The sequence below is a fragment of the Nitrospira sp. NS4 genome, from assembly GCF_049546785.1.
In the GTDB taxonomy this organism is placed as follows: Bacteria; Nitrospirota; Nitrospiria; order Nitrospirales; family Nitrospiraceae; genus Nitrospira_D.
Genome location: NZ_JBMWAN010000003.1, coordinates 155,288 through 177,692, shown reverse-complemented (window position 1 = coordinate 177,692; position 22,405 = coordinate 155,288). Strand labels below are relative to the sequence as shown.

The 22,405-nt window shown below is 60.7% G+C and carries 26 protein-coding genes; 9 read left to right on the top strand and 17 right to left on the bottom strand.

Going from position 1 to position 22,405, the window contains the following annotated elements:
- Positions 1 to 58 precede the first annotated feature (58 nt).
- Positions 59 to 643, top strand: coding sequence for a hypothetical protein (locus ACO9S2_RS09545; RefSeq protein ID WP_423721777.1), 585 nt, complete (start codon positions 59 to 61; stop codon positions 641 to 643).
- A 55-nt stretch (positions 644 to 698) separates the two neighbouring features.
- Here the strand turns inward: ACO9S2_RS09545 and larB are convergent, their stop codons facing one another.
- Positions 699 to 1,466 carry a nickel pincer cofactor biosynthesis protein LarB gene (gene larB, locus ACO9S2_RS09540; protein ID WP_423721776.1) on the bottom strand — a complete coding sequence of 256 codons (768 nt, stop codon included), beginning with the start codon at positions 1,464 to 1,466 and terminating at the stop codon, positions 699 to 701.
- Positions 1,463 to 2,482: an NAD(P)H-dependent glycerol-3-phosphate dehydrogenase gene (locus ACO9S2_RS09535; RefSeq protein WP_423721775.1), complete on the bottom strand. Its 1,020-nt coding sequence runs from the start codon at positions 2,480 to 2,482 to the stop codon at positions 1,463 to 1,465. Before ACO9S2_RS09535 ends, larB begins: the two co-directional genes overlap by 4 nt.
- Before the next feature lie 218 nt (positions 2,483 to 2,700).
- On the opposite strand from ACO9S2_RS09535, the gene ACO9S2_RS09530 reads away from it, so the two are divergent.
- A complete protein-coding gene (locus tag ACO9S2_RS09530) occupies positions 2,701 to 3,066 on the top strand; it encodes a zinc-ribbon domain-containing protein (protein ID WP_423721774.1) in 366 nt (121 codons plus the stop codon).
- Positions 3,067 to 3,094: 28 nt separating this feature from the next.
- On the opposite strand, the gene ACO9S2_RS09525 is transcribed toward ACO9S2_RS09530, so the two are convergent.
- The 3 genes from ACO9S2_RS09525 to truD form a co-directional block, all read right to left on the bottom strand.
- Positions 3,095 to 3,895: a dimethylarginine dimethylaminohydrolase family protein gene (locus ACO9S2_RS09525; protein ID WP_423721773.1), complete on the bottom strand. Its 801-nt coding sequence runs from the start codon at positions 3,893 to 3,895 to the stop codon at positions 3,095 to 3,097.
- Positions 3,896 to 4,016: 121 nt separating this feature from the next.
- Positions 4,017 to 5,261: a TIGR00300 family protein gene (locus ACO9S2_RS09520; protein ID WP_423721772.1), complete on the bottom strand. Its 1,245-nt coding sequence runs from the start codon at positions 5,259 to 5,261 to the stop codon at positions 4,017 to 4,019.
- A gap of 60 nt (positions 5,262 to 5,321) precedes the next feature.
- Positions 5,322 to 6,416, bottom strand: coding sequence for a tRNA pseudouridine(13) synthase TruD (truD, locus tag ACO9S2_RS09515; protein ID WP_423721771.1), 1,095 nt, complete (start codon positions 6,414 to 6,416; stop codon positions 5,322 to 5,324).
- Between the two features lie 128 nt (positions 6,417 to 6,544).
- On the opposite strand from truD, the gene ACO9S2_RS09510 reads away from it, so the two are divergent.
- Positions 6,545 to 7,171 (top strand): hypothetical protein, encoded by a 627-nt coding sequence (locus tag ACO9S2_RS09510; RefSeq protein WP_423721770.1) that lies wholly within the window; start codon positions 6,545 to 6,547, stop codon positions 7,169 to 7,171.
- Positions 7,172 to 7,185: 14 nt separating this feature from the next.
- Here the strand turns inward: ACO9S2_RS09510 and ACO9S2_RS09505 are convergent, their stop codons facing one another.
- Positions 7,186 to 7,824: a HEAT repeat domain-containing protein gene (locus ACO9S2_RS09505; protein ID WP_423721769.1), complete on the bottom strand. Its 639-nt coding sequence runs from the start codon at positions 7,822 to 7,824 to the stop codon at positions 7,186 to 7,188.
- Between the two features lie 120 nt (positions 7,825 to 7,944).
- Between ACO9S2_RS09505 and ACO9S2_RS09500 the strand changes: the two genes are divergently transcribed.
- Positions 7,945 to 8,400: a MarR family winged helix-turn-helix transcriptional regulator gene (locus tag ACO9S2_RS09500; protein WP_423721768.1), complete on the top strand. Its 456-nt coding sequence runs from the start codon at positions 7,945 to 7,947 to the stop codon at positions 8,398 to 8,400.
- Positions 8,401 to 8,403: 3 nt separating this feature from the next.
- Entirely contained in the window at positions 8,404 to 9,159 is a 756-nt protein-coding gene (locus ACO9S2_RS09495; protein WP_423721767.1) for an MBL fold metallo-hydrolase, read from the top strand.
- Positions 9,160 to 9,197: 38 nt separating this feature from the next.
- Here the strand turns inward: ACO9S2_RS09495 and ACO9S2_RS09490 are convergent, their stop codons facing one another.
- Genes ACO9S2_RS09490 through ACO9S2_RS09475 form a run of 4 tightly spaced genes read right to left on the bottom strand, consistent with a single transcriptional unit; the run spans position 9,198 to position 12,537 of the window.
- Positions 9,198 to 10,082 (bottom strand): SirB1 family protein, encoded by an 885-nt coding sequence (locus ACO9S2_RS09490; RefSeq protein WP_423721766.1) that lies wholly within the window; start codon positions 10,080 to 10,082, stop codon positions 9,198 to 9,200.
- A 3-nt stretch (positions 10,083 to 10,085) separates the two neighbouring features.
- Positions 10,086 to 10,865: an ABC transporter permease gene (locus ACO9S2_RS09485; RefSeq protein ID WP_423721765.1), complete on the bottom strand. Its 780-nt coding sequence runs from the start codon at positions 10,863 to 10,865 to the stop codon at positions 10,086 to 10,088.
- A gap of 7 nt (positions 10,866 to 10,872) precedes the next feature.
- On the bottom strand, positions 10,873 to 11,847 hold the full coding sequence (locus tag ACO9S2_RS09480; protein WP_423721764.1) for an ATP-binding cassette domain-containing protein: 975 nt from the start codon (positions 11,845 to 11,847) through the stop codon (positions 10,873 to 10,875).
- Complete coding sequence (locus ACO9S2_RS09475) at positions 11,848 to 12,537, bottom strand: LON peptidase substrate-binding domain-containing protein (RefSeq protein WP_423721763.1); 690 nt, start codon at positions 12,535 to 12,537, stop codon at positions 11,848 to 11,850.
- Positions 12,538 to 12,586: 49 nt separating this feature from the next.
- On the opposite strand from ACO9S2_RS09475, the gene ACO9S2_RS09470 reads away from it, so the two are divergent.
- Positions 12,587 to 13,861: a lipocalin-like domain-containing protein gene (locus ACO9S2_RS09470; RefSeq protein WP_423721762.1), complete on the top strand. Its 1,275-nt coding sequence runs from the start codon at positions 12,587 to 12,589 to the stop codon at positions 13,859 to 13,861.
- Positions 13,862 to 13,913: 52 nt separating this feature from the next.
- On the opposite strand, the gene ACO9S2_RS09465 is transcribed toward ACO9S2_RS09470, so the two are convergent.
- From ACO9S2_RS09465 to ACO9S2_RS09455, 3 genes are all read right to left on the bottom strand, one after another.
- On the bottom strand, positions 13,914 to 14,765 hold the full coding sequence (locus tag ACO9S2_RS09465) for an REP-associated tyrosine transposase (RefSeq protein ID WP_423721761.1): 852 nt from the start codon (positions 14,763 to 14,765) through the stop codon (positions 13,914 to 13,916).
- A gap of 181 nt (positions 14,766 to 14,946) precedes the next feature.
- Positions 14,947 to 15,591 carry a hypothetical protein gene (locus tag ACO9S2_RS09460; RefSeq protein WP_423721760.1) on the bottom strand — a complete coding sequence of 215 codons (645 nt, stop codon included), beginning with the start codon at positions 15,589 to 15,591 and terminating at the stop codon, positions 14,947 to 14,949.
- Between the two features lie 208 nt (positions 15,592 to 15,799).
- Positions 15,800 to 16,123, bottom strand: a complete 324-nt coding sequence (locus ACO9S2_RS09455) for a hypothetical protein (protein WP_423721759.1) — start codon at positions 16,121 to 16,123, stop codon at positions 15,800 to 15,802.
- A 616-nt stretch (positions 16,124 to 16,739) separates the two neighbouring features.
- On the opposite strand from ACO9S2_RS09455, the gene ACO9S2_RS09450 reads away from it, so the two are divergent.
- Entirely contained in the window at positions 16,740 to 17,774 is a 1,035-nt protein-coding gene (locus ACO9S2_RS09450) for a WD40/YVTN/BNR-like repeat-containing protein (RefSeq protein WP_423721758.1), read from the top strand.
- Positions 17,775 to 17,843: 69 nt separating this feature from the next.
- Here the strand turns inward: ACO9S2_RS09450 and ACO9S2_RS09445 are convergent, their stop codons facing one another.
- On the bottom strand, positions 17,844 to 18,329 hold the full coding sequence (locus ACO9S2_RS09445) for a hypothetical protein (RefSeq protein ID WP_423721757.1): 486 nt from the start codon (positions 18,327 to 18,329) through the stop codon (positions 17,844 to 17,846).
- An 89-nt stretch (positions 18,330 to 18,418) separates the two neighbouring features.
- Between ACO9S2_RS09445 and ACO9S2_RS09440 the strand changes: the two genes are divergently transcribed.
- Positions 18,419 to 18,763: a hypothetical protein gene (locus ACO9S2_RS09440; protein ID WP_423721756.1), complete on the top strand. Its 345-nt coding sequence runs from the start codon at positions 18,419 to 18,421 to the stop codon at positions 18,761 to 18,763.
- Here ACO9S2_RS09440 and ACO9S2_RS09435 read toward each other — a convergent pair.
- Positions 18,753 to 19,382: a hypothetical protein gene (locus tag ACO9S2_RS09435; protein ID WP_423721755.1), complete on the bottom strand. Its 630-nt coding sequence runs from the start codon at positions 19,380 to 19,382 to the stop codon at positions 18,753 to 18,755. The genes ACO9S2_RS09440 and ACO9S2_RS09435 overlap by 11 nt on opposite strands.
- 297 nt (positions 19,383 to 19,679) lie before the next feature.
- On the opposite strand from ACO9S2_RS09435, the gene ACO9S2_RS09430 reads away from it, so the two are divergent.
- Positions 19,680 to 20,411: a class I SAM-dependent methyltransferase gene (locus ACO9S2_RS09430; protein WP_423721754.1), complete on the top strand. Its 732-nt coding sequence runs from the start codon at positions 19,680 to 19,682 to the stop codon at positions 20,409 to 20,411.
- A gap of 29 nt (positions 20,412 to 20,440) precedes the next feature.
- On the opposite strand, the gene ACO9S2_RS09425 is transcribed toward ACO9S2_RS09430, so the two are convergent.
- Both ACO9S2_RS09425 and ACO9S2_RS09420 read right to left on the bottom strand, forming a co-directional pair.
- Positions 20,441 to 21,253: a hypothetical protein gene (locus tag ACO9S2_RS09425; RefSeq protein WP_423721753.1), complete on the bottom strand. Its 813-nt coding sequence runs from the start codon at positions 21,251 to 21,253 to the stop codon at positions 20,441 to 20,443.
- Positions 21,254 to 21,488: 235 nt separating this feature from the next.
- Positions 21,489 to 22,337 (bottom strand): hypothetical protein, encoded by an 849-nt coding sequence (locus ACO9S2_RS09420; RefSeq protein WP_423721752.1) that lies wholly within the window; start codon positions 22,335 to 22,337, stop codon positions 21,489 to 21,491.
- Positions 22,338 to 22,405 lie beyond the last annotated feature (68 nt).

The following is a 22,405-nucleotide window of genomic DNA, read 5'->3' as shown; positions in this document are numbered from 1 at the left end:
CGGCAATCGCTTCAGGTCTTTCGTTGACAGCCTGGAAGGGCTGTGTTATCCCCCCTACATGACACACAATTATCATGAACCTGCGGCCGTCGTCTCCCGGCCCTCGACTACCACCTCCATCGATAGACGCACTGCCGGACATCTGGCGCTCGTTTCTCTGGTGCTATGCTGCGTCATCGGCCTTATCGGAGTCCTCCCCGCCGACGGATTTGCCAAAACGAAACCGCCGCGCGTACCCCGGCCGGAACCGGAGCTCAAGATCCTGGACTTGACGATCACACCGACCCCCTTTTCCGTAGGAAACGGCCCGCTTGAGTTTTCCGTCACTGTACAGCTTCCCAAAGAATTAGAGGGCGCCACCGTGCTGGAAGTCTCCTCGCTCATCAGCTCTCCGTCGAAGACCTCCCTGCGTTTTCTTTCCGAGCGTCAGGAGATCCAGCCGCAATCGTCTGCCGCTAATGGCGGCAATAGACAGACGGTCTCCGTTCACCTCATCTGGGACGGGCAGGATCAGAGGAAAAAGCTCGCGCCGGCAGGCAAATATTCCTATGAGGTCCGCACGAAGTTGCTGGCGAACGGCGAAAAAGGTCTGCGTACCTCAATCGTCGCATGGCCCAAACGCGGGACCCTGGACGTGAAGTAGCATTCCGAATGGCACTAGACGAGGGGCGAGAGGCAAGGGGTAAGTCTCCTGTCCTCTAGCCTCTAGCCTCGGTCCTCGTGCCCAACACATTGATCCGATGCGCCAGGCATCCGGCGCCGAATCCATTATCGATATTCATGACTCCGACACCGGCCGCGCAGGAATTCAGCATGGTCAGGAGCGCGGCAAGCCCGCCGAAACTGGCGCCATAGCCTCTGCTGGTCGGCACCGCCACGACAGGACACTCAACCAGCCCGCCGACGACGCTCGGCAGCACTCCGTCCATCCCGGCCACCACAATCGCCACACGGGCTTCAAAGAGCCGGTCCTTGCGCCCCAGGAGGCGATGCAGTCCGGCCACTCCCACGTCATAGAGCGTTTCAACGCGGCTGCCCATGACCTCCGCGGTCACCCGGGCCTCTTCGGCCACCGGCACGTCGGCGGTACCCGCCGTCAGCACCAGCACGTGTCCGGCGCGGCGCGGGCGCGCGGCCTCGATCGACACGAGGCGCGCCGCCTCATGGTACCGCGCCCGCCGGTCGAGCTTGATGAGCGCTTTGGCCACAGCCGGCTCGGCCCTGGTCGCGAGAAAAGGCCCGCCCTTCTTGATCAGCGCCCGCGCGATCGCCAGCACCTGCTTCGTCGTCTTGCCCTCGCACAACAACACCTCCGGAAAACCCTGGCGAAGCGACCGGTGGTGGTCGAGGGCAGCAAAGCCCAGATCTTCAAACGGCATGGTCCGCAGCCGCTGCACCGCGCGGGCGACAGTCACTTGTCCGTCGCGCACCTCGTTCAACAGCTGCTCGATCCCTTCGGGGCTCATGCCTGTCCTTTCTCCAACTTGGCATCCCGCTCCATGAGATCGCTCACCGCCTTTCGGCAGGACTTCCCGTCGAACAGGACCGCATTGATTTCCTGGGTAATCGGCATCTCCACCCCATGACGGCGCGACAGGCCCAGCGCCGCCCGCGCCGTGCGCACGCCTTCCGCCACCGCCTGCATGCCGCCTAAAATTGTCTCAAGCGTCTCGCCCTTGCCCAACCTCACGCCCACGGTATGATTCCGGCTGAGCGAGCCCGTGCAGGTCAGGACGAGATCGCCGACTCCGGACAAACCATAAAACGTTCGCGGGTCCGCCCCCATGGCGACACCCAGGCGAACGATTTCGGCCAGCCCTCGCGTGATCAACGCCGCGCGGGCGTTATCCCCGAGCCCCAGCCCATCGACCACGCCGGCGGCCAAGGCCATCACATTCTTCAGCGCACCGCCCAACTGGACGCCGATGAGGTCGCTGTCCGCATAGACCCGGAACGACGAGGTCATCAACGCGGACTGAAACCGTTCCACCAACTCGGGGTCCCGACCGGCCAGACAGACCGCCGTGGGCTTTCCCGCACTGAGTTCGCTCGCGAAACTCGGACCGGATAACGCCATGAGATACCGCTCCATCGACTCCGGGAGCACCTCATCCATGACCTGCGTCATCAGCTTCGAGCTGTCCTCTTCGACTCCCTTGGTCGCACTGATGAAGGGAATCGGACGGGAGAGGCATTGCGCCAGATTGCGAAGCACCTGCCTGGTGACATGAGACGGGACGACAAAAAGAATGCCGTCACATTGCTCAATCGCTTCCGTCAATGACGAGGTCGCCGTCAGCGTTCGCGGCAGCGTGACACCGGGGAGAAACACTCTGTTTTCGTGCGTCGTATTGACGGCATCGACGACTTCATGTTCGTAGGCCCAGAGGCGAACCTCCAGCTTTTTCTCAGCCAGATGTTTGGCTAACGCAGTCCCCCAGGCACCGGCTCCAATCACAGCAATGTTTCTGACGTCCTGCATAAGGGAAGATTCCATCCTATAGGAGGGCGATCCGTGGATTGTTCTGCCAAACGGCGCGGATTATAGGAAGCCCTTCCTCAGGAGTCAACGAAAGGGGCGGCGGGCTTGAAGAAGAAAGAAGGGGCCACGACCAGCCTCATCGTCGGCGAGCCTGAGTACGTGATTGCGAGCCCCTGACATCAAATTGGATTTGCCTGCGCGGGGGAATCCACCGTAATATGGCCGCCATGCAAATCTGTCCCAACTGCCGGCGGTCGCTGCCGGAAATTAATCGCTTCTGCACCCAGTGCGGCCGGCGCCTCGACGCCGGGAACTCCGCTCAAGACCGCACCACCCGGCCAATCTCGACACCTGAACAGCTGAACCTCGCCGTGCTATACGGCATGGTGGCGACCCTGATGGTCGCGGTCCTGTTCCCTCCCTGGGAAACCCCTCCCGCTCAAGCGCCGGAATTTCTCGGTATCCATTTTGTTCTGTCCCCGCCCACGCCGGAGGCCATTGTGAGCCGTATGCTGCTCACGATCGAGCTCACGACCATCACCATAGCCGGGCTCTATGGAGCCTTCTTCTTCCGAAAGCGATGACCTGTGCGCTACGCAGCGATTGAGAAGGCTAGTCCAGGGCCAGCGTCAGACACTTCGCCGATCCGCCGGACTTCATGAACTCGTCCAGCGGGACCGGATGGACCTGATAGCCTCGTTCCTGGAGCCATTGGCTCGTGGCGGGACAGCCCCCGGGGAGCGCGACATGGGTTCCCGCACAGACCGCGTTACAGGCAAACTTCAGCGCGTCCGCTTCCGGAACCGCCAGCCGCCGGTCCTTATCCACCCGTTCCATGATCGCATTCTGCCCATACGAGTCGAACGCCGGCGGGTAATACAGCAACTCGCCGCCCGACAAGGGACACAAACAGGTGTCGAGGTGGTAAAAGCGCCCGTCGACTAATTCCAGGGGAAGAATCTCACGCCCGAACAACTCGCTGAGGAGCGAAAACGAGCGAACGTCTGAGCGCTGCCGGTACCCTCCGAACCAGTACTCGGGAAATCCCAGCAGATCTCCCGCGCCTTCGAAAAAGAATTCCTGATCGAACGTTATGACCTCGTAGCCGGCGTCGCGAAACCACTGTTCGAAATGCGCCTCTTCCCGTTGACGTTCGGGATAGCGAAAGCGGCTGACGACCGCCTGCCGTCCGACGACCACACCCGCATTGGCCGTAAACACCAAATCCGGCAACCCCGGCACCGGACGCATCCGCTCCAGCACGATACCCATGTCCCGCTCGAGCACCTCCATGAGCCGGTGCCACTGTGCGGTCGCGCGCTCATGATCGACGGTGTTCGCCCGCCGCATCCATGGATTGATTTCATATTCGATGGCAAAGTAGTCCGGCGGGCACACCAGCAGACGACTCACGCGCTTCTCCCTGGATACCAGGCTGGTTGGCCTGCCTGATTGACAATGTTCGGTCTCCGCATCCTTGGTTTGCACTCATCTTCAGCCGCAAGGTAATCCGGCGGGCACAGCAACGGAGGATTCACGCGCTTCTCCCCAAATGCCGGGACAGCTCGCCCAGAAACGAGGCGGCGTCCATCACCAGCCCGACGGCCTGGAAACTCCCCCGGTCGGCGAGTTTCGTCGGAACGGAGGCATTGATGTCCACACACACGGTCGGCACCGCGGCAGGCAATAGGTTGCCGGTGGCCACCGCATGCAGCGTGGAGGCAACCAGGAGGGCCAGCCCGACCGCCGGAATCGCCTCGCGCATGGCGGCCTGCGCTTGCATCGAATCCGTGATCACGCCGGGCAAGGGACCGTCATCTCTGATCGTGCCCGCCATCACCACCTGAACCCCGGTCCTGACACAAGCCGCCATAATGCCGCTGTTGATCACGCCGGACTCGACGGCAGCCCGAATGCTGCCGATCGCTCGAATCCGGTTGATGGTCCGCAGATGATGCGCATGCCCGTGCGGAACCGCGTGACCGGCCTTCATCGCATAGCCTAAGGAGGTTCCATACAGGTCCGCTTCCATGTCGTGAGCGGCCAAGGCATTCCCGCAGAACAGCACCTGGATGAACCCCTCCTCGATCAACCAGGCCAGCGCGTCCCGCCCGCCGGCATGGATGATGGCAGGCCCTCCGGCCAGCAGGACCTTGCTTCGGCCCCCCCCTGCGCGGTGCTCGTCGCGGAGTGCGCGCATCCGTCCGGCAATGTCGGCAATGATATGGCCGTGCGGCCGTTCAGCCGACACCTTTGACTCCATGAACGCAAAGACGTCGCGTTCGCGAGGGCGCTGTAACGGCATGACGCGCACTCCCGTCTGGCCGGTCACGATAAGGTCCCCCCCGCGGACATCGGCCATCGGGACCGTACGGGCGGTCAGACGCTGGCTGTCCACTCTGATGCCCAGATCCATCTCCACCCCTTGGACATCAACCCACGTCTCATTGAGACGGACTTCGGTCGGCAAGTGGGTGGTGGAGTAAAATCCGTCGGGGAACACGCCGTCGGCAGGAGCCGGTTGCAGCACGCAATCGGAGTCCCGCTCGACCACAGCGCCATGGGGCTGAATCGCGTGGAGAATGTGGTTCAGCGTGGCAAGCGTCGGGGCCCGTACGACGATCCGTGCATGCGACTGATCCTCCCTGGTGCGGCCGATCTCCACCTGATCGAGGTCAAACGAGCCCCCCATCATTAAAATCAGATCCAAGACCTTCGCGAGGATCAGCGAATCGATAATGTGGCCGCGCAGGACGATCGTTTCCTGAACCTGGGTCATTCAACGCCTCTCAGGGCTAGGGCTTGAGTCACGAGGCTAGAGGGTTATGCGTCAATCATATCATGCACTGACAGCACTTCCTCTTTCCCCTCGCCCGTTGCCCCTTGCCTCCGGCCCCTCGCCAGTTTTCATGATCTCTCGCAACACGCTCGTCGCATAGGCCCCCGGAGGTAGAACAAAGGAGAGCGTGAGGGCCGTCCCCTCCAGCGACCACGCCAGCTCGGTCAAGGGCACCCGGAGGGCCCGGCGCTCGCCGCGAAAGCCGCAGGCCTTCGCCGCCGTCACCAGCGCCTCCTGCGTCGTCCCTGCCTCGGTGACCACCGCCTGCTCAATCTCTCCCGGTTCACCCCCGGCCCACGACACCCGGGAGCCGAAGAGAATCCCCGTCGGACTGATCTCAAAACGGTCGGCGCGCGGCTGTTCGATCGTCGCATCCTCGACCTGAAAGCAGGCCCCGTTCTCCAATTTCGTTGCCCAGTCGCCGACCAACACACGGTCGATCCGATCGATGCGCTTCGCCAGGATGCGATTGAAGAGATAGGACTGATAGGTATTGAGGTACCACATCCGTTTATTCCGGCTCATCCGGTCGCGCCGCCCGGCATCCGCCAGCAATGCCGCGCCGAGCTGATAATTGTCGCCGCCTTTGCCCTGCCGCTGGGGGCCGAAGTAGTTCGGCACGCCTCGGCGGCTGAGTTGATCGAGAATCCCCGGCACTACCTCGGCCGCATGGGGAGCGACGTCGCGGATCACCAAGCGAAACCGGTTTCCCGCGTGATGTCCGGTGCGCAGCCGATTCCTGTGCCGTCCGAGGATCTCCACCTTCAGCATCTGTTCATCGACCGGGAGACCCGCCATCCGGTCCGCCTCGATGCCCTGCACGGAAACCATTTGCGTTGTCACAGCCCGCGCGTCTTTCAATCCCGCGATGCCGATGGCCAGCGCCTTGACGCCGAGCACCGACGAGAGCCGCTTCACCAAATCGGGGGTCGATAACCCGCGCTTTGTGATTCGCAGGTACAAATGCTCGCCCTCGCCGCAGGGAAGATACAAGGGCCGCTCCTCGACCTGAAAGTCCTCGGGCGTCGCGCGCATGCGCCCGCCAATGCCGGGAAAACTGTCTGTGAGAAACGGCTCGATCTGTGCTGTCGTCATGCCCCACCTTGTTGTTGCGTCATGAGAAAAACTCCGTCCTTTCTGCGGCCCTGTCCAGAGGCGTGGTATACTGCGCCATGTGGCATCATACCAACAGGCAGGCAAAACAATCGGCCGGATATACCCCTTTGCTGAAGCGAACCGCCTCCGGCGTCCTCTTCCTGCTGGCCGCGACAGTCTCCGGCGTGACGCCGGTCGATGCGGCCTGGCCGGTGACACGCCCCGATGTCTATCAAGACTTTACCCGACATATTCAGCGGCAAATTGAAACCGACAAAGCCGCCTTCGCTCAGGCCAGCACCTGCACGACCTGGTTCTATCAGCAGGAGAAACACAAGCCCGCGCCCGCAGTCGTTCAGCCGATCCGCCTGGATCCGGTGCTTGAGTCGCCCAGCCGTGAAGACTGCCTCCGGATCTATCCGGGCGGACTCGAATCAGTCCGGGAGGATTTTCACCGGACCCAGACGGCGCTCTCCGTCAGCCTGACCTTCTACGAGTTTGCGCTGGTCGGTGACCGCGACGATGATAACCGATACAGCCGCGAGGAACTGCGCGATCTGTTTCTCTCCCTCACCCTCGCCTATGACCCCCGGCAGACACCGGGCACGCAGGCGGAGGCGCTGACCGCCCGCTTCGATAGCTGGTATCGCTCAAAGAATCTCGAGCACCTGATGGCCAGCATGGCGCAGCTCTATGAGAAGGGTTATCGCGTTTCGTCCGCCGATCGCGCGGAACTTGAACGTGTCTCGAAATAACCCCGCTCCGTCGATCATGGCGGCGGAATTCGTTCCAAGGCTTCCTTCGCCCGGCTCCGCACCGTCTGATCCCAATCTTCCTTCATCACATACTCCAGCTTGGCCCTGGCCTCCGGCGCGCGCAACCGGCCCAATCCCAGCGCGGCGCAGGCCCGTACGTACGCATGATCGTCCTCCAGCGCCGCCAGCAACAGCGGCACGACGGTCAGATCGTTCAAAATGCCCAGGTGGCTGGCCGCCATACCCCGGATCCGGTGCTGCTTGTCTCCCAGCGCCCGGCGCAAGGTCGTGACCCAGAGATCCTTGAGGGCCGGCGCCACCGCCTCGAGCCCGTTCACCCGGTAGTCGTTGACCTCGGCGAGCGCAAAGGACAACTCCAGCTGTTTGTCGCGAACCGTTTCCCGCTGAAACGCCGCGAGCAGATAATCGCGTTCCCGTTTTCGATGAGCGCGCCGCCGGATCTTCTTCACCACCGCCAGCACCAACACGACGATGCCGATGACCGCGGCGGCGAGGGGAATCGCCTGATCGATGACAAACTCTTGCGTTTCGGGGGAGAGCCGCTTCCAGATCCACACGGCGCTGATGATCAGTCCGACGAGGATCACGATGGCGGTCAGATTGGCCTGGCCCTGCTCAGTACGGCGCATCATGGGAGCAGGATCATACGGGCGCATCCCTCGCCCCGTCAATGAATCCCGGACGACGGCGAACGGCGCTCAGAAGCCCTCCTCTCCCTTGACCATCCCTGGCAAGCCGACTATCCTCAGCCGATGGACCTTCCGCATCTCAAAGACGACCCCTATCTCAAGTTAGTCCGCCCTTTGGTAGAGGCCTACCAGGCCTTCTGGCTTGCGGACAGCCGCCATATCCGCTCTTTAAAATTGACGCCATCCCAATTTGACGTCATTGCGACGCTGGGTGATACCGACGGCATGACCTGCGCGGAGTTGTCCGCAAGGACACTCGTCACCAAAGGAACCCTGACGGGGGTGCTCGATCGCTTGGCGGCGAAAGGACTGATCCGGCGGGAAGCGGTCGACAGCGATCGTCGGCGGATCAACGTCCGGCTGACGGAGAAAGGCACAGCGGTGTTCCGAAAAGCCTTCGCGGCTCACATCGCCTTCCTCAGGCCGTTTTTTGAGGAGGCCTTGAGCGAGAAGGAAGTCGAGCAGGCCCGCCTGTTGCTCTTGCGCCTGCGCGACAGTTTCAACCGGAGTGGCGGCTGACCGATGCGCCTTACCATCCTGGGCTCCGGCACCAATATCCACCCGACCAGGGCTGCGGCCGGGTATCTCGTGACCACCGACCATACGCTCCTCCTCGACTTCGGTCCCCGCACCCTCTCGAATCTGATTAAGACAGGGGTGAATCGCCACCAGGTGACCCATATCCTCTTCTCGCATTTTCACGCCGATCACTTTTCAGACTTCATCACCTTCTTCTTCGACGCCCTCATCTACACGAAACATGGCGGAGGCCGGCGGCCTGACCTGACCCTGATCGGCCCGCGCGGCACGAAGCCCCTGTTGCAGAGCATCATGGCGACCTTCCCTAGCTTTGCCTCTCCTCCCTTTCGAGTGCTGATCAAAGAGGTCACGACCCGCCCCTTTCACATCGGCGAAACGCGCATTACCCCGCGCCCGGTCGTCCATGTGCCGGACCTGAATTGCGTGGGCTATCGGATCGAATATAAGCGGAAGACCCTGGTGTATTCGGGGGATGCCCAGTATTGCGACAGCCTCGTGCGCCTGTGCCACGACGCCGACGTGGCCGTGCTGGATTGTTCCTTCCCCGCCACCAAGCCCGGCCCGGTTCATATGCATGCGGGACAATGCGGACAGGTCGCGCAGGAGGCCGGCGTCGGCCGGCTGGTCCTCTCACACTTCTATCCGGTGGCCGAGCGGTACGATGTGAAGGCGCAGGCAGCAGAACATTTCGACGGCGTCATTACCAAAGGGAAAGACCGGCTGACGATCAAGCTGTAAGAAAAGACTGGCAGGGGAAGGGAACGTCTGCGGCGTCGCTATAAATTATCTTCGCGGGATTCGCCGCCCAGGATCTCGATCAATCGGGTGAAGCGAGCGGTCTTCACCGGCTCGTCCGTCTTGGAATAGATGGCCAGGAGATTCTTGACCATGCGGGAGAGGATGGCACGCACCGGACTCTTCTGCAGATACTTCTCGTCGAATCCATACCCCGCTTCGGTCAGGAATCGCGCGCAGTTTTTCTCCGTGAGCAGCGCCCCGCCGTTGAAACAATCGATGAAGATCTTGTAGCGCTCGGAGTCGTACTTCACCAGAAAATGCCCCGGCATGCCGATCCCGTGGAGCGGCAGCCCGAGCCGCTGGCCGATCAGCAAATAGACCACGGACAAACTGATGGGGATCCCGACGCGCCGGTCGATCACGCGGTTGAGGTAGCTGTTCTCGACTTCGTAATAGTTCTTCGTATTGCCCTTGAAGCCCTGCTCCGTAAAAAAATACCGGTTGAGCGCGGTGACCGTTTCTTCTCCCGACGCCCGCTGGCCGATGCGCTCCCGGATCTCTTGAGCCATGGTATCGAGCTGCTGCCGATAAGCCGGCACATCCAGCGTCGGATAGGCGTAGCGCGCAATGAGAAACGCGCCGTCTTCCAGGCTCATCGCCTCGTCCGGAAGCTTAGCCATCGCCCGCAGCTCGTCTTCGAGCTTGCCCCCTCGGATTTCTTCGAGGATGGCCGCGATCCGATCCGCCATTTCCGGCTGTTCGATTTCGGCCTGCTGGAGGAGCGGGACGGCGGAAGGGCCGATATCGATCAGCTTGTCGCTGATCGTTTCGACAATGCGGTCGTCTTCATCGGACAAGAGCCGAATCAACGCGCGAATCTGGCTTTCGGGGATCACGGTCATCATGCCCGCGGAGGTGGACATCGGCTAGCCCATCGCCCGGCGGAACGCCTTGGCGCCGCCATACAAGCAGAGAGCGTCAAACACCACCATCACCACAACCACCATGCCGACATGCGGCAAGGCCTCGCTCCATCCAGACAGGATCAACGGCCGCACGGCGTCGATGGCCCAGGTCATGGGATTGAACTGCGCCAGAAAGCTCATCCAGCCGGGCATGGCGGCCAGGGGCACCAAAGCGGAGCTGAGGAAAATCATCGGGAGCGAGAGAAATCCGAGCACCGAGAAGAAGTCGCCGTGGCTTTTGACGGAAAAGGCCATGGCCATCGAAATGGCCGTGAGCCCGACCCCGAACATCATCCCGATCAGCAGAATCGCGGCCACACCCAGAATACCCGTGGCCGGCTGCACACCGAACAGGAAAGCCACACCCAGGATGACCAGCACTTGGAGCGAGGTGATCGTCATCACGAAGATGAACCGGCTCAGGATTACCGAGCTCCTGTGGATCGGCGTGGACATGAGGCGTTCGAGAAATCCGTTCTCTTTGTCGAAGAGCAGATCGACGCCGCCGGCGAGACCGTTGTTTAACACCGTCATCACCACGACCCCGGCCGCCAGGAAGCTGATGTAATTGGGCGCCTGCGTCACTTGCGTATCCGCAGCCCGCTGGAACAGGTTTCCGAAAAAGATGAGCCAGAACAGCATGGGCTGCACCAGCGTAAAGAGCATGCTGAACTTTTCCCGGCTCAGACGGCGAACCCATCGCATCGTCAAAGCCCCGATTTCCTGCCAATAGTGCGCCATGGTGTTCCTATTCCCCTGTCTCGGCCGACGGCGCCGCATCCCGGAGAGACCGGCCCGTGTGCGCGATGAAGACATCGTCCAGACGGGGACGGTGATAATCGATAAAATCGAGGCGGCAATCCAGCTTGTTCGCAGCTTCCAAGATAGCTGGAAGCGCTTTTTCGGCGGACTCCACCCGGATATCCAGCCCGTTCGCCGTGGTGTTGACCGTCCGGATCGCCGGTTGTCCTTTAAGCGCCGCAGCCAACGCTCCGAGCCGTGACGTTTCCTTGACGGTCAGGGAGACGATGTCTCCTCCGAGCGCCACCTTCAATTCCGCCGGCGAGCCGATCGTTTTGACTTTCCCGCCGTCGATGATTGCGAGGCGGTCGCAGAGCTGGTCGGCTTCATCCAGGTAATTCGTCGTCATGACAACCGTCATACCGCGCGCTTTCAACATCCGGACATAGTCCCAGATCCGCATACGGCTCGGCACGTCCAACCCCAAAGTCGGTTCGTCCAGGAAGAGGATCTTCGGATCGGGGAGCAGACCGCAGGCGATGTCGAGCTTCCGCTTCATGCCGCCGGAATAGGTCTTGGCCGGCCGATCGGCGTGCGCTTCCAGCTCAACGAGTTTTAACAGCTCGCCGATGCGCTTGTTCGCTTCCTCTTTCGTCAGGTGATAGAGGGCCCCGAGCAGTTCGAGATGTTCGCGGCCGGTGAGAAACCGGTCAATCGCCCTTTCTTGCGGGACATAGCCGAAGAGCGTCCGCACGACATCAGCCTCACGCACGGTATCGTGCCCGAGAATCGTCGCGCTACCGGATGTCGGATGGAGCAGCGTAATCAGCGTGCGCAGCGTGGTGCTCTTGCCGGCGCCGTTCGGCCCCAGCAGCCCGAAAATCTCGCCCGCATACACCTGGAAGGAGAGATCATCGACGGCCTTGTGGTTCTCGTACGTTTTACAGAGGTGACTGACGTCGATTGCAATAGTCCGGTCCATTTACCCCCAGCCCTTCGCGCCGTGCTGATCATGCAGCATGAATTGAATCAGGTCGTTCAGACGGCGCGCCCGCTGGTGGAGACCTTCGGCTTCTAAGAGAAATTGTTTTTCCAATGGCGTGCAATCCAAGTAGGTGGACAGGGTGTTCACCAGGATCTCGTCACTGACTTCATTACGGAACATCCCCTCCCAGGTCGCCGCATCTTCACGGGCCCGGAGATATTGTTCCAAGACCGTCATGAGCGCGTGCCGCACCTCGGGAGCCAGCGACGGCTCGACGCCGGCGCCCAGCACAGAGATGGTCGCTTCCCGATAGGGCTTGTCGAAGAACTCGTTCCGGATCTCGTAACGTTCGAGGCCTTGCAGCAGAATATTCGACCGGCCGTCCGGCATCGGCTGCACGCTCACCAATCGGCCGATGCAGCCGATGGAGTAAATCGGCGGGTTGCCGTAATAATCCGTTTCCCAGCCTTCCTTGAGCAGCGCCATGGCGATGCACTGCCCGCCGGCGGCGGCATCGACGACCATCTGGCGGTACCGCGGCTCGAAGATATGGAGGGGGAGATAGGTGCGCGGAAAGAACACCACGTTCGGAAGCGCGAACACCGGCACGCGTTCAGGGATCTGAAACGCCGCCTGATGTTCGTAGGGATCGCGCTGGGGCTGTTCACGCTCGTGACCGGTTTGCATAACTCACGATAGCCGAGAGTTGTGAAAATTGTCAACGAGGCGCGCCCTCATGATTGCCGCGACGCACATGTCGAAATCCCTCTTCAACACAGGCGATTTGTGCCCGCGCTTGTCCGCATGCTATAAGCCCGCAACGAAATTAAATCCCCATTGGCACACCTTGCGCACGCTTGCTGTTCGTTCGATGAGCCCGACGCGGACCACCGCCACCCGGATGTTTCTGATCGTGGCCTGGTTGGCCTACGCCGCTTCCACCGCGCCGGCCGCCGACGTCCCTGACAGTTCGTTCCGGTTCGCGCAAGCAGGCTACCGCTACGAGTTTCCCCACGACCACGGGGCCCACGAGGAATTCCGGACGGAATGGTGGTACTACACCGGCCATCTGGAAACGGAGGAGGGCCGTCGCTTCGGCTATGAACTCACCTTTTTCCGTCGCGGCATTCCGCCGGATCAGATCCACACCCGCCCCTCGCGCTGGTCCGTCGATCAGCTCTATCTCGCCCATGTGGCAATCACCGATGTCTCCGAAGGACGGTTCCATTTTCGCGATCGAGTCAGCCGGAGCGGATTGGGCAAGGCGGGAGCCGACGCAAACCGCCTGCATGTCTGGCTCGACCAGTGGCGCGCCGAGGCCTCCGGGCAACCAGGCGACCAGCAGACCCTCGATGCGCGAGCCGATGGCATGGCGCTGTCTCTGACACTCTCCCCCCTCAAGCCACTGGTCATTCACGGCGAGCAGGGCATCAGCAAGAAAGGGGCGGCGCCAGGACAAGCGTCACACTACTACTCCTTCACTCGCCTCAAGACCGCAGGCACTCTGACTCTCGGCACGCGCAGCTACACAGTCACCGGCACCAGTTGGATGGACCACGAATTCGGTTCCGCCGATTTGAGCGCGGATCTGGTGGGGTGGGATTGGTTCAGCATGCAACTCGCCGACAACCGTGAACTGATGGTCTACCGGCTCCGTCGGTCGGATGGCTCGTCGGACCCAGCCTCCAGCGGCACGCTCGTCTTCCCCGACGGTCGCACGCAACACCTGTCGGCCTCGGACATCCAATTGACCGCGCTCGATACCTGGACCAGCCCGGCCAGCAAGGCCACCTATCCCCACCGCTGGCAGGTCTCAATTCCATCGCTCGGGCTGTCGTTGAAACTGACCCCGCTCATAGCCGATCAGGAATTGCGCACGACACGAAGTACGCAAGTCACCTATTGGGAAGGCGCGGTGGCGGTGGAGGGAATCGAGAAAGGCCAACCCATCAAAGGCCAGGGGTATGTCGAACTGACGGGCTATGCAGAGCGGATTGAGAAGAAGCTGTAACAGGCTGTAGAAAATGTCCGCCAGGTGCAAGACAGCAGGGTCACATCTTGAATTATGATGTTTTCTCCATTGCCGCGATGATGCGACTCACCGTCGCGTAGTGCAAACCAATGGCCCGGCCGATCTCGGTGAGCGTGTAGCCGTGCTTCAGATAGGCCTGCGCCATCACGGCATTGCGCTTTGTTTTCGAATCCGCCCCTGCCAGAAGCGTCTTGAGCGAGGGCCGATGCACCAGACGTTGCCGCTTGGGGATTTCAGCCGAGGCGCATTCCTGAAGCTGCTGCGCCAATCGTTCGATAAAGGCCTCGCTGCCTAACAGCACCTGCCCTTTGACCTCATCCCAGGGACCTGGGACACCGACCCCATCTTGAACAAATTCGGCATAACGTTTCCGTGCCGTCGCTTTGGTACTGCCAAACTGCGCTAACACCCACTCGGTTTCGAGGGCTGGCGGAACCGGGGCTAATCCCACCATGGGCCGGTAACTACTCCATGCGTACCGTTCTGGTGATTTGACCATCTTGGCCCGCACCGGATTCAAAACAATATAGCGGGCGAGTTCCAGTAGATAGGGCTCCTGCTCCACCAGAATGGCCTTAAACCGCCCCTGAAAGAGATGGCCCACTTTGTTGTGCCGGCGATTGAACCGGTGGGTATAGACGCCATTCAACTGGCGCATGCCGCGGGAGAGATTGGGCTGTGGCGTTTGGATCAGCAGGTGGACGTGGTTCTCCATGAGGCAGTAGGCGTGACACCGCCAGCCGAACCGCTCGACGACCCAGGCCAGTGTGGCCAGAAACGTCTCCCGGTCCTCGTCGTCCCGAAACACGCGCTGCCGGGCATTGCCCCGCGAGGTGATGTGGTAAAGCGCACCGGGGAATTCTATACGGAGCGGACGAGCCATGGGGGCTATTCTAGCAGAGTGATGTCACATAACAAGATGTGACCCCATCTCCCTAAATGGCATTTTCCGTTGGGGGAAAATAGCAGCCTAACGTTCGCGTTGAGCGGCGACCGACGAGCGAAGCGAGGAGGGCACCGCAAGCAAGCGAAGCGCGCTTGCGGCCGTCCGCTCGAACGCGGGGTTAGACCTCCTCTTTGAATGTAAGAAGGCCAAGCATTTCGAGAAAGGCATCGAGTGAGTCTTGGACATATGACTGCCGTTGAGCATGAGGTTGGATGAGCAAATACGCTCTTACGATAGCCATGACGCGTGCGCAATAGGCTGTAAAGAACTTTTCTGTGATCTCTATATCTGCAGGATATCCCTTTGGTCCTGCATAGAGCACTAGATTGCGCTTGTTCGCCATGTCACGCAGATGATCGTCAATATCTTTGGCACCCTGGGACCGAACGTACTCCTCAATGTGCTTTTTGTAGGAGACACGTTGCACTTGATTGGACACCGAGAAGTTCAACGGAGGATCCGGAAGAAATACAGTAGCTTTTCCATTGACCACTATCGGCACTGCAAGAAAGAGCCGACGACGACCGTCTACTTCCCTCAACTGAATCTCAGGTTCAATGCCCTGCACGCACAGCGATTCGTCAAAGAATTTCTTTAGGATTGTGAGGAAAGGGATCAGCGCGTTCTTATGCACATGATTCCGAGGTTTGAGTCGGTCGGCGTTCGCATATCTGCGCTCCTTGAGACAATGCATTAAGCCAGAGGTGGCTTCTTCTTCGGCGGTATAGCAACGGAAGACCGCCATCGGGCGGTCGATCGACATAATCGCCTCCGCTCGCGTGAGGTGATTGACGGCAGATCTTAGGCAGGCACGCGACTGCGTTTGCGGTGATTGATCAACCAGCTCTAGGCAACTCTGATCAAAGCCTGTCAAGTGCATATGAGGCCAGGATGTCTAACGTTCCGCATGAGCGACCGAGCGTAAGCGAGGTCCGGCGCCTGCGATAGCAGGCGCGAACTCGATGCGGTTGTTAGGCCGCAGACACATACTGCACCCAAACGCTTTCGCCAGGATGATGTAACTTAACCATTTCAAGCGCATCTTGAATCGTTTCCTCGTCTGCACCAGACAAAGGATATTCAAAACGAGTAAGGTTTACGCCTTCCGATGCAATTCGATAGTGTTCTTCGTGGGTCATCGCGTCCAACCCGACCCAAACAGCCGCGCCGATTTTATTAGCAACCTCGATCACTTCCTGCGCTGCTTCAGGCTCCAGCACGAAATAGACTATGATGTTTATTCTCGTAGCCCTAACAATGTTTAGGCCGATCCGCATAAGAACCGAATCGGCCATTTTCTGTCCGTGTTACACGCCATCAATGGTCGCGAACGATACGCCATCATCGACTTTGGTTCAACGAGTTATGCCCTACTGACGATTTGCACAGGCTCTTATGCGGATCTGCATAACACACCCATGGAATGAACTAGATCTAACAAAAAGGGCGCTTCAGGATTTCGTGTGGGCATGGGAGAAGGAGTTCGTTTGGATTGACGCCAGTATCCCCTGGTGGCCCCTCCTTCGTAAGGAGGGGTGAGGGGAGGTCGAATCCTGAGAACGGCTGCATGGATCACTGGCCAACCACTTGCGCACCGCTGCAGTCGAGGTCCTCTACCCCACCTTCCCTCCCCTTACAAAAAGGGAGGTCGAGAAAACGGCACAGGCTATAAGAGGCTGATCAACGGGATGCCTGCCCTCTCGATATCCGGAAAAGACTGCTCCCCTTATCCCCCCTCAAGTTATTCCCTTTGCTCCCACCTGGAGGCGTGGCCTGGGCGATCTCCCACTGCGCGCGTCGAACGAGGCCCTTCTGAGGGCGCGCGTTCCGCGAGCACAGAGACTCGCTGGCCGCCTCGCCCCTCTTCTCCTTGACGCCGCATCAAATCCTATGATTAGGTCTGCCTCCAGAATGAATCGACCACTCCGTCAGTTTGCTCAGCTCGTTTCTCTCCTATTCGTCCTTGTCCTGATCGGCTGCGAGAAGGAGAGCGAGTCGATCGTCTCGATCGCGCTGCATCCGACCAATGCGAACATTCTGTACGTCGCGACGAACGACGCGGTCTACAAATCCCGTGACGGCGGCGCGTCGTGGGAACGGTTCCCGGGTTTCAGCGCTCGTCGTGTGACGACCATCGCCATTGACCCGCTGCTCCCCGCCACGATTTACGCCGGGACGATGGGCGATGCCGTCTACAAGAGTCCCGACGGCGGGCAACATTGGCTGCCGCACAATGTCGGCCTGAAAGAGCATGTCTCATTCATCAACCAGTTCGTGTTTCATCCGACGCAGAGCGAGATCATCTATGCGGCGACGACCGTGGGCGCCTTCATCACGAAAGACGCCGGGCGCGAGTGGGAAGAGCGCATGGCGGGGATGAAAGAAGTGCACATCGTTGTCTCGGCGGCGATCAATCCGAAGAACCCCCGCATCCTCTATGCCGGGACCACGGGGGGCGTCTATCGATCGGACGACGGGGCTACGTCGTGGAAGAAGATCAACAACGGGCTCATTCCGGACACCGAGCTGATGGGCGCCATGGCGCTGGGCGTGAACGTGATCGCCCTCGACCCGGTCACGCCCGACATCGTCTATGCCGGGACGACCAAGGGATTGTTCCGCAGTGCAAATGGAGGGGGAGCCTGGGAACGGATCGGCCAGGGATTACCCGATCCGTTTGTCAGCAGCATTGTGATCCACCCGACCCAACCGACACGACTGTATCTCGGCGGACCGGGTGGAGTCTGGAAAAGCTCGGATAGCGGCCAGACCTGGCAGGCGATCAATAGCGGCCTCACCAGCTTGAATATCCGCTCGCTGGCCATGAACCCCCGCAATCCGCAGGAGCTCTATGTAGGCACCAACGGGAGCGGCCTCTACCGCTCGACGAATGACGGCGAGACCTGGACTCCCCTGCCGCTCAAGGCCGCGCCGGCCAGGAGTTAGTTCCTCGTTTCTCATCGCTCGTCTCTCGCGTACGAACGACGCTTCACGAAAGACGCTCTACGGACCTTCTTAATACCCCGTCTTCGCCCCCGTGCCTCCGTGCTGATACTTGCTGCTGTAGGACAGCATCTGATCGGACAGCGCCTTCCACTCATCGGCTGTCATCAGGTCCTTCATCTTGAACCGCAGGGCAAGGATCTTTGACGAGACCTGCGTGCGCTGCTTGCTCGCATCATCCAGAATCTTGGTGAACTCCTCGGGAGTCGCCGCATAATTGGCATTGAGCGCGTAGAGCTGCCGGTGAGCCGTACGCTCCTGCTCGCGGCCGGCCTTCAATTCCGTGACGATCTCGCCGACGATGGCGTTCACCTGTTGCGCCTTGGCCGGATCTTTCACGGTGCGATCAATCAAGGCCGCCATGTCCTGCTGGCCCTTCTGCCAATAGGCCTCGCTCTTGCCGCCCTCCATCATCCCGTGGTGATGGCGATAGCCCGAGCAGCCGCCCAACACCAACAGACTCGCCAACGATAGCACCGCCCACTGCATGCGTCTCATACAGACCTCCTTGCGTATGAAAAATCCTATTATACCGGGTCGCCTGTTGTCAGGCTGCGCTATCATGCCGTATCATTCGCTGCAGTACAATGACTCAACCGATTTCTCCATCATCCAATCAGCTCCACGAACTCCGCGAAGAGTTCCGGGCTCATCTCGAAACGTTCTACGCGCAGCTCAAACTGGCTCCGCCCTATGAAAGCGTGGAGAAGGCGATTCGCGCGTTGACCACCGCCGTGCATGCCCTCCCCAAGGAAGAGCAAACCCGAATCGCCTCCGATTCCGCGGCAAAATGGCAGCAGTTCCGAACGGCGTTTGAGACATCCGGCCTCAGCAAAAAGCATCGCGGCATCATTGCCGGTTTGGCCCGCAATCGGTCAGCCATCGCCCTGCCCGCCGAGTACGACCACTTTTTACAGTTGTTTAGCGCGTAGCCGAGACAGGAGCCGCCGCACCCTTCAGGGCCTCGTGCAGCTCCTGGGACACGAGCGCCAGCCGGCTGTTCTCCATCCGGTAGGCCATCACCACCGTGACCAGGCCCGAAAAGAAGAAGAACAATCCCAGGGTAAGAATGCCCGCGCCCATCAGCGCCCCGCCCGAGTCGGACAAGCCCCCCTCCATCGCATAACTGATCAGCGTGGCGAGCGTGCCGAGTCCCACGATGCAAAACCAGGCGCCGGTGAGGATCGCCGAGCACCAGGGAATGCGTTTTGTCGAAGACAACACGACCGATTGGCCTTCCGTCCGGAGATCGATGGTGACCTTCATCGGCCAGATCCAGAGAAAGGCCCAGAGGGTCGGATAGCGCGGACGCAGCAGAATGCGCTGGGCGTCGGCAAACAGGCGGGCGACGCCATGGCGGAGGGCGAGAATCCCGTACGAATCGAAACGGGCATGGATCTGCGCCGGCGTGAGGGCATCCAACCGGTGTTCGCCTCGCCCCACGCGGCACCCGTACCGGCTCGCGTCGAGCGAGAGTGTACGAAAGTACAAACGGTCTCCGACCAGGAGACCGATGAACAACGCGCCGGCAAACAGTCCCGCCAACATCATAATGCGTACCTATCCCACAGCAATCGGCCATGAATCAAGCCGCGAGGCCCCGTTGCCGACCCGACCCGCGACGATCCGACACGCTCCCGCCCGCGATGGGGTGTGCTGTCGGGACGGCAAGAAGAGGTTGACTCATCCTGGGGACTTGGCTACAGTAGCTCCGCTTGTAGTCTGGGCGGGCATTTCGCATCAGATCGACTCCCGCCTTCTGTATTTTCCCACTGGCGCTTTCTCGTTCTGCGCTGGCCTGCCCGAATGGGCCGCGACGAGTCGAAGCCCTGCGGGCCCGGAGGACACATGGATTTAAAGAAAGTCGAACGGGTGTACACCTCGTACGCCGGCGTCTACGATCAGATTTTTGGAAAAGTGTTTCATGAAGGCCGCGAGTCCGCCATCCGCAACTTGAACGTCCAGCCCGATGAACGCATTTTAGAGGTCGGCGTCGGCACCGGCCTGGCCCTCCCGATGTACCCGCGACACTGCCGCATTGTCGGCATCGATCTCTCGGAAGGCATGCTGGAACAGGCCAAGATGAAGACCGACCTGCACCGGATGACGCACGTGCAGCTGCACCGGATGGATGCCGGAGCCATGGAGTTTGCCGACAGCAGTTTCGATACCGTCGTCGCCGCCTATGTCGTCACCGCCGTCCCGGACTATCGCAAAGTGGTCAACGAAATGATCCGCGTCTGCCGGCCGGGCGGCCGCATCATCATGCTCAACCACTTCAGCAACGGCAACAAGATCATCGCCGCGATGGAGAAAGTGATCTCTCCGATCACCAAGCATCTCGGCTGGCGGACGGATCTGTCGTTGAATACGGTGCTGGAGGGCACGTCACTGCACGTCGCCCGCAAACAGAACGTGAACCCGCTGCGGTTCTGGGCGCTGGTGGAATGTGTGAATGCGAAGAACGGGCATGTCGTGAAGAACGGCAACGGCGCAGGCGCCTATGTCAACGGCAACGGGCACAACGCCGAACACCATGCCAACGGCAACGGCCAGTTTGCCAACGGCCATTCCCACTAGATTCGCGTTCGAATCAGTCGGGAATTCCCCTACTCAGGTGCCCGGCCGTTTCTCGCCCGCCAGTATTCCCATTCGCGGCCTGGAATCATCGTCGTCCCGACCAGACAGGTCCCGGAATAGCGCTGCGTAATCCGGTCCGCCAGCACCGCCAGGACCCGGCTCACCCGGCGATCCTGCTCGCCCAGCGCCCGCAGCACGATCCCGAATCCCTCTCCATCCAGCGATCCATAGACCATCACGCGCACCGCACGGGAGCGGTCGTCGCCGGACTCGCTGTCGGGCGTCAAATCCCCCTCCCACCGCATCAGCGAATCGCTCGCCCGCCGTTTCTTCGCCGCGACCCAGGAGCAGGGGATGCCGGCTTGCTCCAGCTCCGTCAACAACCAGGAGACGGTCGGACCATCCGAAGAGTGTCCCTGGAACGTCCACCGGGCAAGCTCCGGAAGGGGATGCACCGGCAGCAGGGGCGCCGCCACTTCCTCCAAATGAGCCTCCTCGCAGACCGCATACAGCTCCCCTTGCGGATCGAACCAGAAACGCAGTCGCCCGGCGGTGCATTCCGCCTGGATGATGCTGAGAGAGGAACAGTCGGCGCCTTCCTGTTCAAAAATCGAAAAATCCGTCACGCCGCTCATCACCAGCTTCGCCACCCGCACCATCCCGCGCAGCTGATAGCGAATGGTCACGGTCACCGTCGTGTCGGCCAGCACGTCACGCCCCGTCTCCTCGTCGAAGAGCCGGCGCTTGCTCATCTGGACATCCGTGACATAGCCCGAGCGAAACCCGCCCGTATGGGCCATGAGCCATCGAAGATCTTCAACCGTCTTGATGTGGTGTTGCATAGGCGGGATTGTATCGTAGGCCTTCGCGAAACAGCTAGCAGTGGGTTGAGAACTATTTCATTGCCACGAAACCGTGAGATGTGGCCGCTCACAGACTCCTTCAGAATTCTTCGCAGGCTGTTCAAAATGGCCGTCCAGCAAGGCCGCAGCCAGCGAAGAGGCGAGGCGTACGCTCTGGTACGTTGAGCCTCTGAGCGCCGCGAGAACGCCGCTGGCGGACTTTTTCAACAGCCTGCTAGCGACGGCTCCATATAGAAATCACGGGAGGCAGACGCCGCGCGCGCAAGAGCGCCAGCGGCTGACAGGAGCTGCGGAACAGCAACCCCGCCTCGCGGCAAAAGCCGGCCGCGCACTCCGCCTCTTCCGGCCCTTGATTGACCATCACCAAGACGCCGCCCGGGTTCAGATTTGACGCCATGCGGGCAAACAGGGCCCGCGGCGCGAAGAGGCCCAACGGCATGCGCCAGGCCAGCACCGACGCCGGCGTCACAAAGGGATACCAGACCACGATCGTATCGGCCGGGGCGGCATAGGCCGCATAGTCGGCCACGACAAACTTCGTTCCGGGCAAATCCTGCATATAGCCCTGTGCATAATCCCATCGGCTGTAGCCGTTGGCGGAAATCCGATAGCCCTCGACCTCTATGCCTGTCAGTTCAACCGGCTGAAAGAAGGCGTGGAGGGCGCGGACATACCAGAAGTTCGACGCTCCCACATCGTGCACCACTCCGCCGGCCGGCCGCGGCTCGCCCCACGCCATCCAGGCCTGATCGAGCATATCGAAATAGTCGTAGTTCTTGATCGCCGTCAGCGCGGCGCAGTGTTTCTCAAACCGGAGATCGAAGCGCCGCCGCAAAAGGGCAATCCGCGCCTGTTGCCCACGGCTCAGAAGGACAAGCCGCCCGACCGGTTGCTCGCAATACACACCCCGGGACCAGCGCAGATGCTCGCCCAGGCGATACCACAATGCGTAGTAGCCGGAACGCAGCCGCTGCCCCAGCGTATAGCGTGGCAAATCCGACGGCTCAGCGCCAGACAGCGATGAATCAAACCCGGAAGCCGAGAAGACACTTTCGGTCGTCATGGCTTACTTTTCGGAAGAAAAGGCGGAGAGCTGAAGAGGAAACGGAGAAGATTTATGAAAACAGGGGG

Bases quoted from the DNA above. Each gene is read 5' to 3' on its own strand.
- ACO9S2_RS09500 (WP_423721768.1), top strand. From the start codon at position 7,945: ATGGACCTTCCGCATCTCAAAGACGACCCCTATCTCAAGTTAGTCCGC.
- ACO9S2_RS09420 (WP_423721752.1), bottom strand. From the start codon at position 22,337: ATGACGACCGAAAGTGTCTTCTCGGCTTCCGGGTTTGATTCATCGCTG.
- truD (WP_423721771.1), bottom strand. From the start codon at position 6,416: ATGACGACAGCACAGATCGAGCCGTTTCTCACAGACAGTTTTCCCGGC.
- ACO9S2_RS09545 (WP_423721777.1), top strand. From the start codon at position 59: ATGACACACAATTATCATGAACCTGCGGCCGTCGTCTCCCGGCCCTCG.
- ACO9S2_RS09425 (WP_423721753.1), bottom strand. From the start codon at position 21,253: ATGCAACACCACATCAAGACGGTTGAAGATCTTCGATGGCTCATGGCC.
- ACO9S2_RS09430 (WP_423721754.1), top strand. From the start codon at position 19,680: ATGGATTTAAAGAAAGTCGAACGGGTGTACACCTCGTACGCCGGCGTC.
- ACO9S2_RS09520 (WP_423721772.1), bottom strand. From the start codon at position 5,261: ATGACCCAGGTTCAGGAAACGATCGTCCTGCGCGGCCACATTATCGAT.
- ACO9S2_RS09530 (WP_423721774.1), top strand. From the start codon at position 2,701: ATGGCCGCCATGCAAATCTGTCCCAACTGCCGGCGGTCGCTGCCGGAA.
- ACO9S2_RS09445 (WP_423721757.1), bottom strand. From the start codon at position 18,329: ATGAGACGCATGCAGTGGGCGGTGCTATCGTTGGCGAGTCTGTTGGTG.
- ACO9S2_RS09495 (WP_423721767.1), top strand. From the start codon at position 8,404: ATGCGCCTTACCATCCTGGGCTCCGGCACCAATATCCACCCGACCAGG.
- ACO9S2_RS09490 (WP_423721766.1), bottom strand. From the start codon at position 10,082: ATGTCCACCTCCGCGGGCATGATGACCGTGATCCCCGAAAGCCAGATT.
- ACO9S2_RS09485 (WP_423721765.1), bottom strand. From the start codon at position 10,865: ATGGCGCACTATTGGCAGGAAATCGGGGCTTTGACGATGCGATGGGTT.
- ACO9S2_RS09470 (WP_423721762.1), top strand. From the start codon at position 12,587: ATGATTGCCGCGACGCACATGTCGAAATCCCTCTTCAACACAGGCGAT.
- ACO9S2_RS09455 (WP_423721759.1), bottom strand. From the start codon at position 16,123: ATGGCCGATTCGGTTCTTATGCGGATCGGCCTAAACATTGTTAGGGCT.
- ACO9S2_RS09450 (WP_423721758.1), top strand. From the start codon at position 16,740: ATGAATCGACCACTCCGTCAGTTTGCTCAGCTCGTTTCTCTCCTATTC.
- ACO9S2_RS09465 (WP_423721761.1), bottom strand. From the start codon at position 14,765: ATGGCTCGTCCGCTCCGTATAGAATTCCCCGGTGCGCTTTACCACATC.
- ACO9S2_RS09440 (WP_423721756.1), top strand. From the start codon at position 18,419: ATGACTCAACCGATTTCTCCATCATCCAATCAGCTCCACGAACTCCGC.
- ACO9S2_RS09505 (WP_423721769.1), bottom strand. From the start codon at position 7,824: ATGATGCGCCGTACTGAGCAGGGCCAGGCCAATCTGACCGCCATCGTG.
- ACO9S2_RS09480 (WP_423721764.1), bottom strand. From the start codon at position 11,847: ATGGACCGGACTATTGCAATCGACGTCAGTCACCTCTGTAAAACGTAC.
- larB (WP_423721776.1), bottom strand. From the start codon at position 1,466: ATGAGCCCCGAAGGGATCGAGCAGCTGTTGAACGAGGTGCGCGACGGA.
- ACO9S2_RS09435 (WP_423721755.1), bottom strand. From the start codon at position 19,382: ATGATGTTGGCGGGACTGTTTGCCGGCGCGTTGTTCATCGGTCTCCTG.
- ACO9S2_RS09475 (WP_423721763.1), bottom strand. From the start codon at position 12,537: ATGCAAACCGGTCACGAGCGTGAACAGCCCCAGCGCGATCCCTACGAA.
- ACO9S2_RS09535 (WP_423721775.1), bottom strand. From the start codon at position 2,482: ATGCAGGACGTCAGAAACATTGCTGTGATTGGAGCCGGTGCCTGGGGG.
- ACO9S2_RS09460 (WP_423721760.1), bottom strand. From the start codon at position 15,591: ATGTCGATCGACCGCCCGATGGCGGTCTTCCGTTGCTATACCGCCGAA.